This window comes from Mycolicibacterium cosmeticum, assembly GCF_000613185.1.
Lineage (GTDB): Bacteria > Actinomycetota > Actinomycetes > Mycobacteriales > Mycobacteriaceae > Mycobacterium > Mycobacterium cosmeticum.
Genome location: NZ_CCBB010000001.1, coordinates 2,071,007 through 2,086,094 on the forward strand (window position 1 = coordinate 2,071,007; position 15,088 = coordinate 2,086,094).

Below are 15,088 nucleotides of genomic sequence, written 5' to 3' on the forward strand. Positions count from 1 at the left end.
GCCACCCCCATGACTGAGGGCCCGCTGATCGTCCAGTCGGACAAGACCGTGCTGCTCGAGGTCGACCACGAACTCGCCGGCGCGGCGCGCGCCGCCATCGCCCCGTTCGCGGAGCTGGAGCGCGCCCCCGAGCACATCCACACCTACCGCATCACCCCGCTGGCGCTGTGGAACGCCCGCGCGGCCGGGCACGACGCCGAGCAGGTGGTCGACGCACTGGTCAGCTTCTCGCGGTATGCCGTGCCCCAGCCGCTGCTGGTGGACATCGTCGACACCATGGCCCGGTACGGCCGGCTGCAGCTGGTCAAGCATCCCGCCCACGGCCTGACCCTGGTCAGCCTGGATCGCGCGGTGCTCGAAGAAGTGCTGCGCAACAAGAAGATCGCCCCGATGCTGGGCGCCCGCATCGACGACGACACGGTGATCGTGCACGGCAGCGAACGCGGCCGGGTCAAGCAGATGCTGCTCAAGATCGGCTGGCCCGCCGAGGACCTCGCCGGCTACGTGGACGGCGAGGCGCACCCGATCACCCTGGACCAGGACGGCTGGGAGCTGCGCGACTATCAGGAGATGGCCGCCGATTCGTTCTGGGCCGGCGGCTCCGGCGTGGTGGTGCTGCCGTGCGGTGCCGGCAAGACGCTGGTGGGCGCCGCCGCGATGGCCAAGGCCGGGGCGACGACGCTGATCCTGGTCACCAACACCGTGGCCGGGCGGCAGTGGAAGCGTGAACTGATCGCACGAACGTCGTTGACGGAGAACGAGATCGGCGAGTACTCGGGTGAGCGCAAGGAGATCCGCCCGGTCACCATCGCCACCTATCAGGTGATCACCCGGCGCACCAAGGGTGAGTACAAGCACCTCGAGTTGTTCGACAGCCGGGACTGGGGCCTGATCATCTACGACGAGGTGCACCTGCTGCCCGCGCCGGTGTTCCGGATGACCGCCGATCTGCAGTCCCGGCGCCGGCTGGGGCTGACCGCGACGCTGATCCGGGAGGACGGCCGCGAAGGCGACGTGTTCAGCCTGATCGGCCCGAAACGGTATGACGCACCGTGGAAGGACATCGAGGCGCAGGGCTGGATCGCGCCCGCCGAGTGCATCGAGGTCCGGGTCACCATGACCGACAACGAGCGGATGCTCTATGCCACCGCCGAACCGGAGGAACGCTACAAGCTCTGCTCGACGGCGCACACCAAGATCGCGGTGGTGAAGTCGATCCTGGAGCGGCACCCGAACGAGCCGACGCTGGTGATCGGCGCCTATCTGGACCAGCTGGACGAACTCGGCGAAGAGCTGAACGCGCCGGTGATCCAGGGGTCGACCAAGAACGCCGAACGGGAGGCGTTGTTCGACCAGTTCCGGCGCGGCGAGATCCGCACACTGGTGGTCAGCAAGGTCGCGAACTTCTCCATCGACCTCCCGGAAGCCTCTGTGGCCGTTCAGGTTTCGGGGACATTCGGGTCCCGCCAGGAGGAGGCGCAGCGCCTGGGCCGGCTGCTGCGCCCGAAGGCCGACGGCGGCGGCGCGGTGTTCTATTCGGTGGTGAGCCGTGACAGCCTGGACGCCGAGTACGCCGCGCACCGGCAGCGGTTCCTCGCCGAGCAGGGCTACGGGTACATCATCAAGGACGCCGACGACCTGCTGGGCCCGGCGATCTAGTCGGGCAGCGCCCCCGCGGCCACCGCCGCCGCGTTGATCCGGGTGAGCACCGTGTGCAGGTGCTCCAGTTCGGACAGTTCGACACCGAGGCGCGCCACCACGGCGGGCGGGATGTCCAGCGCGCGCCGGCGCAGGGCGGTGCCCTCGGCCGTCAGGGTGACGTGGGTGGTGCGCTCGTCGGCGCTGCTGCGGGTGCGGGTGATCAGGCCGAGCGCCTCGAGCCGCTTCAGCATGGGCGATGTCGTCGCCGGATCCATCTGCAGCAGGGCGGCGATCTGCTTCACCGACAGCGCGGGCCCGTCGGCGTTGGCGTTGTCCCACAGCGCCAGCATCACCAGGTACTGCGGATGGGTGAGCCCGAGGGGTTCCAGCAGCGGCCGGTACACGGCCAGCACGGCACGGTTGGTCACCGCCAGCGCGAAGCACACCTGACGTTCCAGGGCGAGGGGGTCGACGTCTTCGGTCACGGTGGGCATGCTCACAGCATACAGCTAGATAGCACACTAATGATTAGCGTACTATCTAAATAGAATCGTCGGCAGCATCCCCCAGGAGCCACCATGGCCGTGTCCCGCCCCGCCCCGCTGCAGTACCTCGCGTACGCCTACGGGCGGCGCCTGCCGGATTCGATGCGCGAATTCGTCGCCGCCGACCTGACCGGCCCCGGCGCGATCCGCCGGCACATGATCCGGTACTCGATTCCGCCGCTGCTCATCCTGGCCCCGCTGTGGCTGCTACCCGCCTCGTTGTACGTGCACCTGGAGATGACAGTGCCCATCTATTTCTGGGCCGTGGTGATGGCGTTCGTGCTCAACAAGATCTGGCGCAGGCACCGGCTGGCCCAGCACGGCTTGGACCCCAACCTGGTGGATGTGGCCAACCGTGAGCGCAATGCCCGCCTGCACGAGGACTATGCCCGCCGCTACGGTGCCCGCCCGGAATCGGCCAGGTGGCAGGCGAACTCCAGCCCGTTCTGACTCCTCAGACGTGCGGGCCGACCGGTTTGACGACGGTCAGCAGCACCACCGAATCGGCCAGTGCCGTCAGGCTGTGCCGGGTCCGCGGGATCACGATGTGATCGCCCGGCGAGCCTTCCCAGCCGGCTTCGGCATTGTTCACCCGCACCCGTCCCTCGAGCACCTGCAGTGTCGCCTCGCCCGGGCTCTCGTGCTCATCCAGGCCGTTGCCCTCGGTCAGCGCGATCAGGGTCTGCCGGAGCGCGTGTTCATGCCCGCCGTACACGGTGTGTGCGCTGCGCCCGCTGCTGGCCGACCGGGCCGTCGCCAATTCCTGGCGCGCGAGGGCGGTCAATGAGATCTTCTCCATGACACCCGATGTTTCCACTTCGGGATCGTCGTGCACCGGAGAAGCAGTTATTGCCCGGAATTCGATCGTCACCCCGCAGCCGGCTCGCCAGGTGAGTTGGACAGCGCCGCCTTGGTATTGCGCGTGATCTCGTCGGCCAGAATCTCCGGCTCGCCGGCCAGCAGCCCGGCCACGGCCTGCCGCGCCACCACCGCGGGATCGATCTTCTGGTCGGCCGGGACGTAGCTGACCATGTCGGTGTCCATGTATCCGACGTGCAGCGCCGATACGGTCACCCCGCGCGGCGCCAGTTCGGTGCGCACGGCGTCGGTGAGCGCCCAGGCGGCGGCCTTCGCCGAGGCATACGCCCCCGAGGTCGGCGGGTGCGCCCACGACAGCACCGACAGCACGTTGAGGATCGCGCCGCCCCCGTTGCGTTCGATGATGGGCGCGAAGGCCCGGATGACGTTCAGCGTGCCGAAGTAGTGCGTCTCCATTTCCAGCCGGACGTCGTCGATGGGACCGGTCAGCAGGTTGGCCCGGGTGGACACCCCGGCGTTGTTCACCAGCACGGTGACATCGGAGGCGATGTCGGCGGCCCGCCGCACCGACTCGGGGTCGGTGATGTCCAGCTGCACCGGGATGACACCGGGCAGATCGACGGTTTCCGGGCGCCGCGCGGCGGCATACACTTTCGCTCCCCGCGCGACCAATTCGGTGGCGAGCTGCTTGCCGAGCCCGCGGTTGGCGCCGGTCACCAGCGCCGTGATGTTCTCAGTCATACCGCCGTCAACGCGGACGGCACCCGGTGAAATCCCGGCCGGTGTGAGGAATTGCCTTCCAGCTGTGAGCGATCCGGTCCTGGCCGGGGAAGCCGGTGGCACCCGACGATGAGACGATGCCACGACATCTGCATACGGCGGTGCTGCCCACCGCGGCCGCGCTCGCTGCCGCGATGGGCGTCGGCCGGTTCGTCTACACGCCCATCCTGCCGTTGATGACGGCCCAGTCCGGCATCACCGCGCACGGCGCGGGGCAGCTGGCCACCGCCAACTACGTCGGCTACCTGGGTGGCGCGGTGGCGACGACGCTGTCGCCGCGGCTGGCCCGCTCCGGACTGGCATGCCGGGTGTCGCTGGTGGCGATCGTCGCGAGCCTGGCCGCAATGCCGTTGACGCTCAACCTGTTCGGCTGGGCCGGGTTGCGCGCGGTGGCCGGCTTCGCCAGCGCGGTGGTGTTCGTGGTCGCGGTCAACACCCTGCTGGAGCGGTTACCGGAGAGGGTGGGCTGGGGGTTCGGCGGTGTCGGCGCCGGTATCGCGCTGTCGGCGGTGCTGGTGCTCGCGCTGCCCACCGCCGGGTGGCGGGCGGCGTGGTGGTCGGCGGCCGCCCTGGCCGCTGCGCTCAGCGCGGCCGGGTGGTGGGTGCGGCCACGACAACTCCCGGTCGCGACCGGGGACGGCCACGCACCCGTCCACCGGGCGGGTACCGCACGCTTCGTGCTGTTGTTCGCCGGCTACACGGCCGAGGGCATCGGTTACATCATCGCCGGCACCTTCCTGGTGGCCGCGGTCGCCCAACACTCCCCCGGCCCATTGGGCAACAGTGTGTGGCTGGTGGTCGGGCTGGCCGTCATCCCGTCGGCGGCGGCGTGGGCCGGTCTCGGCAAGCGCTACGGTCAGCCCGCGATGCTCACCGCGGCGCTGGCGCTGCAAGCCGCCGGTATCGGACTCGCTTGCCAGGGAAGCGGATTGGCCAGCCTGGTCGGCGCGCTGTTGTTCGGCGGGACCTTCATCGGAGTCAGTGTGCTTGCGGTGGCCGAGGGCCGGCTCCTCGGGGTCCGCGGCGCGGTGGCGCTGCTGACCGTCGGCTACTCGGTCGGGCAGATCGCCGGCCCGCTGGTGGTGGCGCCGCTGCTGGACGGTGGCTACCGGCCGGCGCTGGTCACCTCCGCGCTCGTGGTGTCACTGGCCGCGCTGGCCACCGCCGCGGTGTGGATCCTCGGCAGGCAGCCAGGTATCCGGGTCAGCCACTCCCAGCGGGCCTGTATCACGTGTGAATTCGTCGATGACGGCTCGCACGGCCGGCCGGTCCTCACCGGCCCGCCACACCAGTGACCACGTCCACAGCGGTGTGGGACCGACCACCGGCCGCCGCACCAGGCCGCGCGGCTCCTGGTCGTGCTGGCCGCGCGGATTGATCAGCACGGGACGGCCCAGCCGGCGGACATGTTCGAAGAACGTCGGTCCGGTGACACCGCCGTCGTCGGTGCGCATCACCCGGGCCCCGGTGTCGGCGGCGAACCGCTCGGCGTAGCGGTTCCACGACGACCAGCTGGCGGTATCCGTATCCACCAGCACGACAACGTCTTTGGCGGAGACCGGGGATTCGTCGGTGCCCGGACACAGGGCGGCCAGCCGGTCCACCCCGAGCAGGCTGGCCTGCAACGACAGCTCCTCGAGGTCGTCGTTCTGCACCCAGCAGATCGCCAGGTCCAGCGCCCCGTCGGCCACTCGCGCGGCCTGGGTGTGCGACGGCATCACCCAGGTGTCCACCCGCAGTTGCGCCACACCGGCCGCACGCTCGGCCCAATCGGTGGGGCACCAGTTCACGCAGCCGATGCGCACCGGGTCCGACACCGCCAATCCGGTTGCGCGCCTTCGTAATGCGTCGGCCTGGTCGATCAGCGCCCGGGCATCGGCCACCAGCGCCGCGCCGGCCGGGGTGAGCGCCACCGAGCGCCGGTCCCGGTCGAACAGCTGCACCTTGAGATCCCGCTCCAGCGCCTTGATCTGCTGGGACAGCGACGGACCGGCGATGCGCAGCCGCTCGGCGGCGCGGCCGAAGTTCAGCTCCTCGGCGACGGTGACGAAGTACCGCAACTGGCGCAGTTCCACCTGCAAAAGCGTAGTAGGCATTTCCTCTCACGAGCGAGAAATCCCGTCCTGAGCAGCGGACATGACGCGCGCGGCCGCCGTGTTGAGCAAGGCATCGGACCAACAGAAAGGCATGAACATGAACACCTCACCCCGCGTAGCGGTCATCACCGGCGCATCCCAGGGCATCGGCGAAGCGCTGGTGGCCGGCTACCGCAAGCTCGGTTATGCCGTCGTCGCCAATTCACGCAGCATCACGGACAGCGATGATCCGATGGTGCTGACGGTGGCCGGCGACATCGGCAGGCCCGGCGTCGGCCAACAGGTGATCGACGCCGCCATCGAGCGGTTCGGCCGGGTCGACACCGTCGTCAACAATGCGGGCATCTTCATCTCCAAGCCGTTCACCGAGTACACCGACGCCGACTACGACGCCATCACGGGCGTGAACCTGCGCGGCTTCTTCGAACTGACCCGCGCGGCGCTGACGGTGTTCAAGGACGGTGGGCACATCGTGAACATCTCCACCAGCCTGGTGGACCAGGCCGACAAGCGGGTGCCCGCCGTGCTGGCCGCGCTGACCAAGGGCGGCCTGAACGCCGCCACCAAATCGCTGGCCGTCGAATACGCCGAACGCGGTGTGCGGGTGAACGCGGTGGCGCTCGGCATCATCGACACCCCGATGCACCAGCCGGAGACCCACGATTTCCTGGCCGGGTTGCACCCGGTGGGCCGGCTGGGCACGCTCGACGATGTGGTGGACGCCGTGCTGTATCTGGAGAACGCGGGATTCGTCACCGGCGAGATCCTGCACGTCGACGGTGGTCAAAATGCCGGGCACTGATCACGGCATCGTGCGCGACGTCCTCGACGAGTGGAAGGCCGGGATCGACGCGCACGACCCGGCCCGGGTGGCCGCGGTGTTCACCGACGACGCCGTGTTCCAGGGCCTGCACCCGTACACCGTGGGCCGCGACGGGGTGTTCGCCTACTACGACGGTCAGCCGCAGGGACTGACGGTGACCTACCGGGTCGAGGAGGTCCGCCGGCCGGCCGACGGGGTGCTGCTCGGTTACGGCCGCGCCGACTTCACCCGCGCGGACGGCACCATGATCCCGCTGATGCTCGGGGTGGTGGTGATCCACACCGGCGACGGCTGGCGGATCCAGCAGTACCAGGTCAGCGCCGTGCCTAGCTGAGCGCGGGAATGACCTCACGCTCGAACAATTCGATACCGGACCGGTCGTACGCGGCCTCGAGGAAGTACAGGATGGCGTACTCACACCCGAGGTCGCGTAGCCGCCGGAGCCGTTCGATGACCTGCTCGGGGGTGCCGGTGGCCGAGTCGGGTGAGGACACATTGGCCAGCATCGCGTCGACGGCCGCCTCGTCGGCCGCACCGACCTGGCGTTCCCGGATGCGGGCCAGCCGGTCTTTCACGTCCGACTCGGAGTCGCCGAGCACGGCGTTGAAGTTGGCCGACCGCACGATGGCGCCGTAGTCGGTGCCGACGGTGCGGCAGTGCTCGGCCAGGATCTGCGATTTGCGGGCGAAGTCCTCGGGGGCCGAACTGAAGTTGGTGAACTGCGCGTATTTGGCCGCGATCTTCAGCGTCACCTTCTCCCCGCCGCCGGCGATCCACAACGGCAACCCGCCGGGCTGCAGCGGTTTCGGGGCGACGATGGCGTCGTTCACCTGGTAGTGCTTGCCGTCGAAGGTGACCCGGCCGTCGCGCCAGGCGTCGCGCATGATCTGTACGCCCTCGTCGAGGCGGCCCAGACGTTCGCCGGCCGACGGGAAGCCGTAGCCGTAGGCCCGCCATTCGTGCTCGTACCATCCGGCGCCGATACCCATCTGGGTGCGCCCGCCGGAGATCACGTCGACGGTGGCGGCGACTTTTGCCAGGTAGGCCGGATTTCGGTAGCTCATGGCGGTGCACATCTGGCCCAACTTGACCCGGCCGGTGGTCGCGGCCAGCGCCGCCATCAGCGACCAGGCCTCGTGGGTGGCCTCGTCGGTGGGCACCGGGACGGTGTGGAAATGGTCATAGACCCACACCGAATCCCACAGCCCGGCATCGGCGTGAGCAGCCAGTTCGCTCATCACCGGCCAATGCCGCTCGGTGGGGATGCCGACGAGATCGAGACGCCAGCCTTGCGGGATGAAGAGTCCGAAGCGCATGCCTTCAAACTGTAGGCCCACGGATTTGTTATCTCGTCTACACTCTGAGGAAATTGTTCGCTACATCTAAGGGTGAGGACTGGCCATGACCAACTCGACACGCCGCTATGCGGCGGCCGTGGCGGCTGCCTTCGCACCACTGGCTGTGGTTTCGGTGATCACCGCGGCGCCGAGTTCGGCCGAGTGCGCCGAGGGACAGACCACCTTCAACGGCAACTGCGTCGATTCGAACTGCAAGAAGAGCGAGGTTCGCGACGGCGCCACCGGTGAGTGCCGCAACGCGCTGTCGGCCGCGCTCGGCAAGGCGCAGGCGCCGATGAGCGCCCAGGTCACCCCCGAGCAGTGGGGCCAGGCTTACCAGATCGGCCAGCAGTACGCCGGTTTGCCGTCGGGCGTCCAGGCCACCAAGGACGTGTTCAGCGTGGTGAACTCGGCCATCGACGTGCCGACCAGTGTCGCCAGCGGGTTGAGCGATACCGCCGACGCGCTGTACTTCGCCGGCCAGTTCCTGGGTGGGGCCGGCGGTGGCGTCAACCTGGCGAAGACCGCAGCCGCCCCGATGGACGCGATGGGCGCCATCGCCAACGCCGCGCAGGCACTCCCGTCGCCGAAGATCGGGCTGCCCGAGATGCCCAAGGTCGGCCTGCCCAAGGTGGGGCTGCCGAAGATCGGCATGCCCAAGCTCTTCCAGAACTGCCTGCCGGTGAAGTTCGTGTTCTTCCGGCCCTGCATCTGATCCTGCTTTTCGCCCGCCGGCCAGGAACCTCGGTTCCTGGCCGGCGGTCTTTTTTCAGCCGGTATCGGCATTGCCGGTACCCCACCCCGTAGCGGTCGGCCGAAAACCCCACGCGGACATGCCTCGGTTCGGTATACACAGGACCGCTGGTATCGCTTATCGGGTGGGGGGTCGGATGTCGGTGCAGCACGGTCATGCTCTGCCGCGGCGCGCAGTGGCGGCGTTGTGCACGGTGTTGTGGGCGTTGGCGACGATGTGGATGGCCGGCGGGGTGGCCCACGCCGACGACACCTCGAACGCGGGCTCGTCGGCGAGCAGTGCGCAGTCGGGCGGCGACGCCGCGTCCAGCAAGACCGACAAACCCGGCAAGGCTGACAAGACCGACAACGCCGACAAGCCGGAGACACCGGGCACCGACCCGAAGCCGGGCGGCACGGCCGAGGCCGAGCCCGACAAGCCGGCCAAGGCCGACAAACCGGACAAGACCGATACACCCAAGCCGGCCCGCGGCTCCCGCAAGCACACCGCGACGTCAACCGCACCGTCCAAGGCCACAACGGAATCGAAGGCCGACACCAAGCCCGGTCCTGCCCCGGCGACCTCACCGGACGAAAGTGCCGACACTCCACGAACTTCGGTCAAGACGGCGAGCACGGCGAAGGCCGTCACCGTCGCCACCGCGACCGCCGATCGCGCCGCGGTCCCGACCGCACTCAAGGTCGTCAGTCCGTCGGTCGCGCCGGCGGCCACCGCGGCCGTGCCCACCCCGATCAAACAGGCCACCCAATTCGTCCGGCAGATGGTGGGCCTGGCCAACGATCTGGCGCTCATCGCCGTGTCGCTGGTGAACAACCTGGCCGCCGCCGCGGCGACCGCCATCGGTCCCAAGCCGTTCTTCGGGGTGCCCTACAACATCGCCAGGGTCGTCGCCGGCACCACCGCCACCGCGGCCAAGCTGCTCGACGGCACCCCGCTGGACGCCACCAGCGAGGGACCGTTCAAGGTCGACTACGGCGTCGGTGATCTCCTGGCGTGGCTCAACCCGGTGAAACCGCCTGCGGGAGCCAATGATCCGACCATCAAGGTCACTCCGGCGCACCCGCTGCCGATCATCCTGCTCAACGGCACCACCGCCACCCAGGGCGTGAACTGGGGCGTCGGCGCGCCGGTACTGGCCAACGCCGGTTACAAGGTCTACACGTTCAACTACGGCAACACCACCACGGATCCGAACTTCCCGGTGCAGGCCACCGCCGACATCCGCAAGTCCGCACAGCAACTCGCCGACGAGGTGCAGCGGGTGCTCGACGAGACCGGCGCCGACAAGGTGATCCTGATCGGGCATTCCCAGGGCGGGGGCATCATGCCGTCGTACTACATCAACAATCTGGGCGGGGCCGCCAAGGTGTCCCAACTCATCGGGATCGCGCCGAGCAACCACGGCACCGACGTGAACGGCCTGACCTACGTGCAGAACATCCCGGTGCTGGGGCCGCTGCTGTTCCGCATCGTCGACCTGTTCGGCGCCGCCTGGACCCAGCAGGCCATGGGATCGTCGCTGCAGCAGGAGGTGTACGGGAACGGCGATACCCGGCCGGGCGTGCTGTACACGACCATCTCGTCAAAGTTCGACTGGGTGGTGACGCCCTACACCCAGCAGGCGCTGGACGGGCCGAACGTCACCAACATCGTGCTGCAGGATCTGTACCCGGGCTACAACGCGGGACACCTGGGCATCGTGTTCTCCGCCCCGACGTGGGACGCCGTGCTCGGCGCGCTGGCGGCCAACCCCGAAGCCAACCCTGGGGCCACTCCCCTGTCCGCCACCGCGCTGGCCGCCTGACACCGGCCACCAAATTGACATGAACGGCCATTTGTTACACGAAAAGCCCGCGGCCGGCCCGAATCGTCCGCTATAACCCGTACCGGGGGTTTCACCATTCGGGGTCGGGGAGGCAGTCAGTGTCGTTGAATCGTGTTGGCGCGCGGACGTATCGGGTGACGGCGGCACTGCTCGTCACGTTGTGGGCGTCCGCCATGCTGTGGCTGACCGCCGGTGTCGCGTACGCCGATGACACCACGTCGGGCGGGTCGTCACAGGGCAGCACCGAGTCCGGCACCTCCACCGATAAACCCGACAAGCCCGACCCGAAGCCGGCCGAGCCGACCACGTCGGTGGACAAGCCGGCGACCGGGAAGGCCGATACGCCCGACCCGGACAAGCCGGTCAAGAAGCCGCGCGGCACGCGCAAGCACGCCACGGGCCAGGCGAGCGCCCCCGAAACCAAGCCGGATACCAAGCCAGATACGAAGCCAGATACCAAGCCCGACACCAAGCAGGACTCGAAGCCGGACGCCAAGTCCGACACCGAGTCCGGCACCGCAGCCGGTGACACACCGGCCCCGAAGGCCGCCGCCACAACCACCAAGAAGACCTCGGCGGTCGCCGCCGGCACCGCTTCGGCCGTCACCCTGAAACTGGCCACTCCGTCGGTCGCGCCGTCGGCCACCGCGACGGCACCCAACCCGGTCAGGCAGGCCGTCCAGTTCGTCCGGCAGATGACCGGACTGGCCAACGACGTCGCCCTGCTCGCCGCCACCGTGGTGAACAACCTGGCCGCCGCCGCGGCGGCCACCATCGGACCCAAGCCGTTCTTCGGCGTGCCGTACCACGTGGCCAATGCCATCGCCGGGACGGCGGCGACCGCGGGCAAGCTGCTGACCGGCACCCCGCTGGACGCCGACACCACCAGCCCCGGGCGGTTCAAGGTCACCTTCGGCGTCGGCGACCTGCTCGGCTACCTCAACGTGAACAAGCCGCCGGCCGGGGCCAACGATCCGTCGATCCCGCTCACCGCGGCGCATCCGCTGCCGATCATCCTGATCGCCGGGACGGCCGCCAACGCGCCTTTCAACTGGAGCGTCGGTGCACCGGTGTTGGCCAACGCCGGCTACAAGGTGTTCACCTTCAACTACGGCAACGTCACCGACAATCCGAACTGGCCGGTGCGCGGTACGGGCGACATCCGCGAATCCGCGCAGGAACTCGCCGACGAGGTGGACCGGGTGCTCGCCGAGACGGGCGCACCGAAGGTCATCCTGATCGGCCATTCCCAGGGTGGCGGGATGACCCCGGAGTACTACCTGAACAATCTGAACGGGGCGGCCAAGGTGTCGCAGTTCATCGGGATCGCGCCGGGCAACCACGGCGCCGATCTGAGCGGGCTGGCCTACATCCAGAACATCCCGGTGATCGGGCGGCCGATCTTCAACCTGATGAACCTGCTGGGGCCGGCCTGGCTGCAGCAGGCCGTCGGTTCCCCGCTGCTGGAGGAGATCTACGGCAACGGCGACACCCGGCCCGGCGTGCTCTACACGACCATCACCACGAAGAACGACTGGATCGTCACGCCGTACACCAACCAGGCCCTGGACGGGCCGAACGTCACCAACATCATCCTGCAAGACCGCTATCCCGACTTCAATGCCGGGCACCTGGGCATCGTGTTCGCCGCGCCGACCTGGGAGGCCGTGCTCGGTGCGCTGGCGGCCAACCCGCAAGCCAACCCAGGGACCAACCCGGCCCCCGCCTCCGCACCCCTGGCGGCGTGAAAACCGGAGATCGGCAAGGTGATTGGAATTCGTGGCTAGGCTGGTGCCATGGCCCTCTCCAAAGAAGAACGCGAACAGTTTCTCGCCGAGCCGCACATCGCCGCGCTGTCGGTGTACGCGGGTGACAAGCGTGGTCCGTTGACGGTCCCGATCTGGTACCAGTACTCCCCCGGCGGCCAACCGTGGCTGCTCACCGGGAAAGGTTCCCGCAAGCACAAGCTGATCGAGGCAGCCGGGTACTTCTCGCTGATGGCCGAGCGGCTGGAGCCCACGGTCCGCTATGTCGCCGTGGACGGTGCGGTCGACCGGATCGAGCCCGGCACCGACGAGCAACTCGTCGAGATGACCAAGCGCTACCTGGCTCCGGAGAAGGTGGAACCGTATCTGGAGTTCGCTCGCCGCGAGCACGGGGAGAACATCGCGGTGTTCCTCAAGCCCGAGCACTGGATCTCGGCTGATCTGGGCTCGGTGTGACCGCCCTGACCGACCGCGTCGTGGCGTTCCTCTCCGAGGGCACCCGCACCGCGGTGCTGGGTTGGGTGGGCACCGACGGCCGGCCGCTGGCCGCGCCGGTGTGGTTCCTGGTCGACGGTGACGAGTTGGTGTTCAACACCGGCAAGGACACCGCCAAGGGCAAGGCACTGGCCCGCGACCCCAGAGTCGTTCTGTGCGTCGATGATTCACAGCCTCCGTTCTCGTTCGTGCAGGTGCAGGGGGTGGCGACGCTCAGCGAGGACCCGGCCGAGCTGCTCGACACCGCCACCCGGCTGGGCGGCCGCTACATGGGCGCCGACCGGGCCGAGGAGTTCGGGCGGCGCAATGGCGTCCCCGGCGAACTGGTGGTGCGGGTGCGCCCGACGAAGGTGCACGCCGGCTTCGACGTCGCGAATTAGAGCCCCAGGGCGGCCATGGCGCCGTCGATGCTGGCGCGGCGCAGCGATTCGTACGGGGTGTCCGGGAACTGCAGGCAACAATCCTGGACGCCGCCGAAGGCGATGACGGCGCGCGCCGACTGCGCCAGCGTGGGCCGGCTGCCGAACACCAGCTTGCCCAGCCGCTCCCGCCATGCCAGCATCACATCGATCAGCCCCAGGTCGGCCAGCGTGGTCAGCTCGGCGACGATCAGGAACAGGTCGGCGCGGTGCCGGTAGTGGAAGTCGAAGTAGCCCTCCAGTAGTTCACGCGGCCCGGTCCGCGCCGATCCGCGCAGCCGTTCGTGCCCGGCCACGAACGCCTCGCCCTCCTCGATGAGCGGCGCCAAGATGCTGCGCACCAAGTCTTCCCGCGACCGGAAGTGGTAGTACAGCGCCGGTTTGGTGATACCCAGCCGGTCGGCGATGTCCTGCAGGCTGGTGCGCTGCACCCCCTTCTGGCCGAACAGTTCGCGCGCCGCCTCCTGGATGCGCTGCCGGGTCTCCGACGGGGGCCTTGTCACGTAGCCACCCTAGCTGACTTAACGGGCGGTAAGCTGCTCGACGTACACTTACCGACCGTTAAGTAAGGAGGCCGACATGAAGGCTCTCGTCTCCGGCGCCAGCATCGCGGGCCCGGTGCTCGCCTACTGGCTGGCCCGCCACGGCATCGACGTCACCGTGGTGGAACGCGCGCCCGCGCTACGCAAGACCGGCGGCCACGCCATCGACCTGTTCCGGCCCGCGATGGAGATCGCCGACCGGATGGGCGTGCTGCCCGAGGTCATGGCGCGTGCCACCGGCACCACCAGGCTGAGCCTGTACCAGCCGGGGACATCGCGGCCCACTTCGGTCGACTACGTCAAACTGGTCGGCACCATGTCCGACCGGCACGTAGAGATCATGCGGGACGACCTCAGCGAGATCTTCTACGCCGCCGGGCGCGACGACGCCGAATACCTGTTCGGCGATCAGATCACCGCCATCACCGACGACGGCCATGTCGAGTTCCAGCACGGGCCGGCGCGGCACTTCGACATCATCGTCGGCGCCGACGGATTGCATTCGGGGGTACGGCAACTGGCGTTCGGGAAGGTGACCGAGCATTTCCTCGGCGGCTACCTGGCCGTCGTCTCGGTGCCGAAGTCCCTTGCCGTCGACGGTGTGATGACCGGTTACTACGCGCCCGGTCAGGTCGCTTTGCTCTACACCGCCGACCATCTCGACGACGCGCGGGGGGTGTTCATCTTCCGCACGCTGCACACGCCAGCATTCCACTACGACCACCGGGACGTCGCTGCGCAGAAAAACCAACTGCGGCAAGCCTTCGCGGGCACGTCGGCGGAGGTGGACACGTGGCTGGCCGAGGTCGAGCACACGCCGGCCTTCTACTTTGACGCCATCACCCAGCTCGAGATGCCGACGTGGTCGCGCGGCCGGGTGACCTTGGTCGGCGACGCCGGATACTGTCCGGGGCCCGCGGTCGGCGGCAGCACCAGCCTGGCGGTGTACGGCGCCTATATGTTGGCCGACGCGCTGGCGAAGGCCCATGGTGATCATGTGGCGGCCTTCGCCGCCTACGAACGCAACATGGCCGCCCCCGTGGCGGGCGCCCGCAAGCTGGCCCGGGTCAACGCCAAGACCGTGGTGCCCGGATCCCGGCTGGGAGTACGCGCGTTGCTCGGTCTGGCGCAGTTGATCACGGTGCTGCCGCTGGGGGTGACGCAGTCCCTGGCCCGGCTCAACAGCAAGGGGGTGCGGCTGTACGACACCATGCCGCTGCCCGACTGAACGCACGAATCCCCCGGA

General features: G+C 68.7%; 16 protein-coding genes and 1 pseudogene. 11 read left to right on the forward strand and 6 right to left on the reverse strand.

Going from position 1 to position 15,088, the window contains the following annotated elements; translation table 11 throughout:
* Nucleotides 1–9 precede the first annotated feature (9 nt).
* Complete coding sequence (locus BN977_RS09890; RefSeq protein WP_024449959.1) at nt 10–1,659, forward strand: DNA repair helicase XPB; 1,650 nt, start codon at nt 10–12, stop codon at nt 1,657–1,659.
* On the opposite strand, the gene BN977_RS09895 is transcribed toward BN977_RS09890, so the two are convergent.
* Nucleotides 1,656–2,135, reverse strand: a complete 480-nt coding sequence (locus BN977_RS09895) for a MarR family winged helix-turn-helix transcriptional regulator (RefSeq protein ID WP_024449960.1) — start codon at nt 2,133–2,135, stop codon at nt 1,656–1,658. The two genes, BN977_RS09890 and BN977_RS09895, sit on opposite strands and share 4 nt — an antisense overlap.
* Nucleotides 2,136–2,219: 84 nt before the next feature.
* On the opposite strand from BN977_RS09895, the gene BN977_RS09900 reads away from it, so the two are divergent.
* Complete coding sequence (locus BN977_RS09900) at nt 2,220–2,636, forward strand: DUF5313 domain-containing protein (protein WP_024449961.1); 417 nt, start codon at nt 2,220–2,222, stop codon at nt 2,634–2,636.
* 4 nt (nt 2,637–2,640) lie between these two features.
* Here BN977_RS09900 and BN977_RS09905 read toward each other — a convergent pair whose 3' ends face one another.
* Both BN977_RS09905 and BN977_RS09910 read right to left on the reverse strand, forming a co-directional pair.
* Nucleotides 2,641–2,985 carry a cupin domain-containing protein gene (locus BN977_RS09905; protein WP_036398826.1) on the reverse strand — a complete coding sequence of 115 codons (345 nt, stop codon included), beginning with the start codon at nt 2,983–2,985 and terminating at the stop codon, nt 2,641–2,643.
* Between the two features lie 68 nt (nt 2,986–3,053).
* Nucleotides 3,054–3,746, reverse strand: a complete 693-nt coding sequence (locus tag BN977_RS09910) for an SDR family oxidoreductase (protein WP_036397391.1) — start codon at nt 3,744–3,746, stop codon at nt 3,054–3,056.
* 173 nt (nt 3,747–3,919) lie between these two features.
* Here BN977_RS09910 and BN977_RS09915 point away from each other — a divergent pair.
* Nucleotides 3,920–4,885 (forward strand): annotated as a pseudogene (locus BN977_RS09915) (YbfB/YjiJ family MFS transporter); the annotation flags it as partial.
* A gap of 42 nt (nt 4,886–4,927) precedes the next feature.
* Here the strand turns inward: BN977_RS09915 and BN977_RS31795 are convergent.
* Nucleotides 4,928–5,860 (reverse strand): LysR family transcriptional regulator, encoded by a 933-nt coding sequence (locus tag BN977_RS31795; RefSeq protein WP_084172463.1) that lies wholly within the window; start codon nt 5,858–5,860, stop codon nt 4,928–4,930.
* Between the two features lie 118 nt (nt 5,861–5,978).
* On the opposite strand from BN977_RS31795, the gene BN977_RS09925 reads away from it, so the two are divergent.
* Both BN977_RS09925 and BN977_RS09930 read left to right on the forward strand, forming a co-directional pair.
* The gene (locus BN977_RS09925) at nt 5,979–6,683 is read left to right on the forward strand and encodes an SDR family NAD(P)-dependent oxidoreductase (RefSeq protein ID WP_036398830.1); all 705 of its coding nucleotides are present in this window, start codon (nt 5,979–5,981) and stop codon (nt 6,681–6,683) included.
* Nucleotides 6,670–7,038: an SgcJ/EcaC family oxidoreductase gene (locus BN977_RS09930; protein WP_036397394.1), complete on the forward strand. Its 369-nt coding sequence runs from the start codon at nt 6,670–6,672 to the stop codon at nt 7,036–7,038. The genes BN977_RS09925 and BN977_RS09930 overlap by 14 nt, the downstream gene beginning before the upstream one ends.
* Here BN977_RS09930 and BN977_RS09935 read toward each other — a convergent pair.
* Entirely contained in the window at nt 7,031–8,020 is a 990-nt protein-coding gene (locus tag BN977_RS09935; RefSeq protein WP_036397395.1) for an LLM class F420-dependent oxidoreductase, read from the reverse strand. The two genes, BN977_RS09930 and BN977_RS09935, sit on opposite strands and share 8 nt — an antisense overlap.
* Before the next feature lie 85 nt (nt 8,021–8,105).
* On the opposite strand from BN977_RS09935, the gene BN977_RS09940 reads away from it, so the two are divergent.
* From BN977_RS09940 to BN977_RS09960, 5 genes are all read left to right on the forward strand, one after another.
* Nucleotides 8,106–8,756, forward strand: coding sequence for a hypothetical protein (locus tag BN977_RS09940; RefSeq protein ID WP_024449969.1), 651 nt, complete (start codon nt 8,106–8,108; stop codon nt 8,754–8,756).
* A gap of 175 nt (nt 8,757–8,931) precedes the next feature.
* Nucleotides 8,932–10,599: a lipase family alpha/beta hydrolase gene (locus BN977_RS09945; RefSeq protein WP_036397396.1), complete on the forward strand. Its 1,668-nt coding sequence runs from the start codon at nt 8,932–8,934 to the stop codon at nt 10,597–10,599.
* Nucleotides 10,600–10,754: 155 nt separating this feature from the next.
* Nucleotides 10,755–12,368, forward strand: coding sequence for a lipase family alpha/beta hydrolase (locus BN977_RS31410; RefSeq protein WP_051561233.1), 1,614 nt, complete (start codon nt 10,755–10,757; stop codon nt 12,366–12,368).
* A 48-nt stretch (nt 12,369–12,416) separates the two neighbouring features.
* Nucleotides 12,417–12,842, forward strand: coding sequence for a pyridoxamine 5'-phosphate oxidase family protein (locus BN977_RS09955; protein ID WP_024449972.1), 426 nt, complete (start codon nt 12,417–12,419; stop codon nt 12,840–12,842).
* The gene (locus tag BN977_RS09960; protein WP_036397398.1) at nt 12,839–13,261 is read left to right on the forward strand and encodes a PPOX class F420-dependent oxidoreductase; all 423 of its coding nucleotides are present in this window, start codon (nt 12,839–12,841) and stop codon (nt 13,259–13,261) included. Before BN977_RS09955 ends, BN977_RS09960 begins: the two co-directional genes overlap by 4 nt.
* On the opposite strand, the gene BN977_RS09965 is transcribed toward BN977_RS09960, so the two are convergent.
* Entirely contained in the window at nt 13,258–13,803 is a 546-nt protein-coding gene (locus BN977_RS09965) for a TetR/AcrR family transcriptional regulator (protein ID WP_024449974.1), read from the reverse strand. The genes BN977_RS09960 and BN977_RS09965 overlap by 4 nt on opposite strands.
* A gap of 76 nt (nt 13,804–13,879) precedes the next feature.
* On the opposite strand from BN977_RS09965, the gene BN977_RS09970 reads away from it, so the two are divergent.
* Nucleotides 13,880–15,070 (forward strand): FAD-dependent monooxygenase, encoded by a 1,191-nt coding sequence (locus BN977_RS09970; RefSeq protein WP_036397399.1) that lies wholly within the window; start codon nt 13,880–13,882, stop codon nt 15,068–15,070.
* Nucleotides 15,071–15,088: the final 18 nt, after the last annotated feature.

Coding starts and splice junctions, on each gene's coding strand:
- BN977_RS09935 (WP_036397395.1), bottom strand. CDS start 8,020: ATGCGCTTCGGACTCTTCATCCCGCAAGGCTGGCGTCTCGATCTCGTC.
- BN977_RS09890 (WP_024449959.1), top strand. CDS start 10: ATGACTGAGGGCCCGCTGATCGTCCAGTCGGACAAGACCGTGCTGCTC.
- BN977_RS09955 (WP_024449972.1), top strand. CDS start 12,417: ATGGCCCTCTCCAAAGAAGAACGCGAACAGTTTCTCGCCGAGCCGCAC.
- BN977_RS09910 (WP_036397391.1), bottom strand. CDS start 3,746: ATGACTGAGAACATCACGGCGCTGGTGACCGGCGCCAACCGCGGGCTC.
- BN977_RS09900 (WP_024449961.1), top strand. CDS start 2,220: ATGGCCGTGTCCCGCCCCGCCCCGCTGCAGTACCTCGCGTACGCCTAC.
- BN977_RS09895 (WP_024449960.1), bottom strand. CDS start 2,135: ATGCCCACCGTGACCGAAGACGTCGACCCCCTCGCCCTGGAACGTCAG.
- BN977_RS09905 (WP_036398826.1), bottom strand. CDS start 2,985: ATGGAGAAGATCTCATTGACCGCCCTCGCGCGCCAGGAATTGGCGACG.
- BN977_RS09925 (WP_036398830.1), top strand. CDS start 5,979: ATGAACACCTCACCCCGCGTAGCGGTCATCACCGGCGCATCCCAGGGC.
- BN977_RS09945 (WP_036397396.1), top strand. CDS start 8,932: ATGTCGGTGCAGCACGGTCATGCTCTGCCGCGGCGCGCAGTGGCGGCG.
- BN977_RS09940 (WP_024449969.1), top strand. CDS start 8,106: ATGACCAACTCGACACGCCGCTATGCGGCGGCCGTGGCGGCTGCCTTC.
- BN977_RS09930 (WP_036397394.1), top strand. CDS start 6,670: ATGCCGGGCACTGATCACGGCATCGTGCGCGACGTCCTCGACGAGTGG.
- BN977_RS09970 (WP_036397399.1), top strand. CDS start 13,880: ATGAAGGCTCTCGTCTCCGGCGCCAGCATCGCGGGCCCGGTGCTCGCC.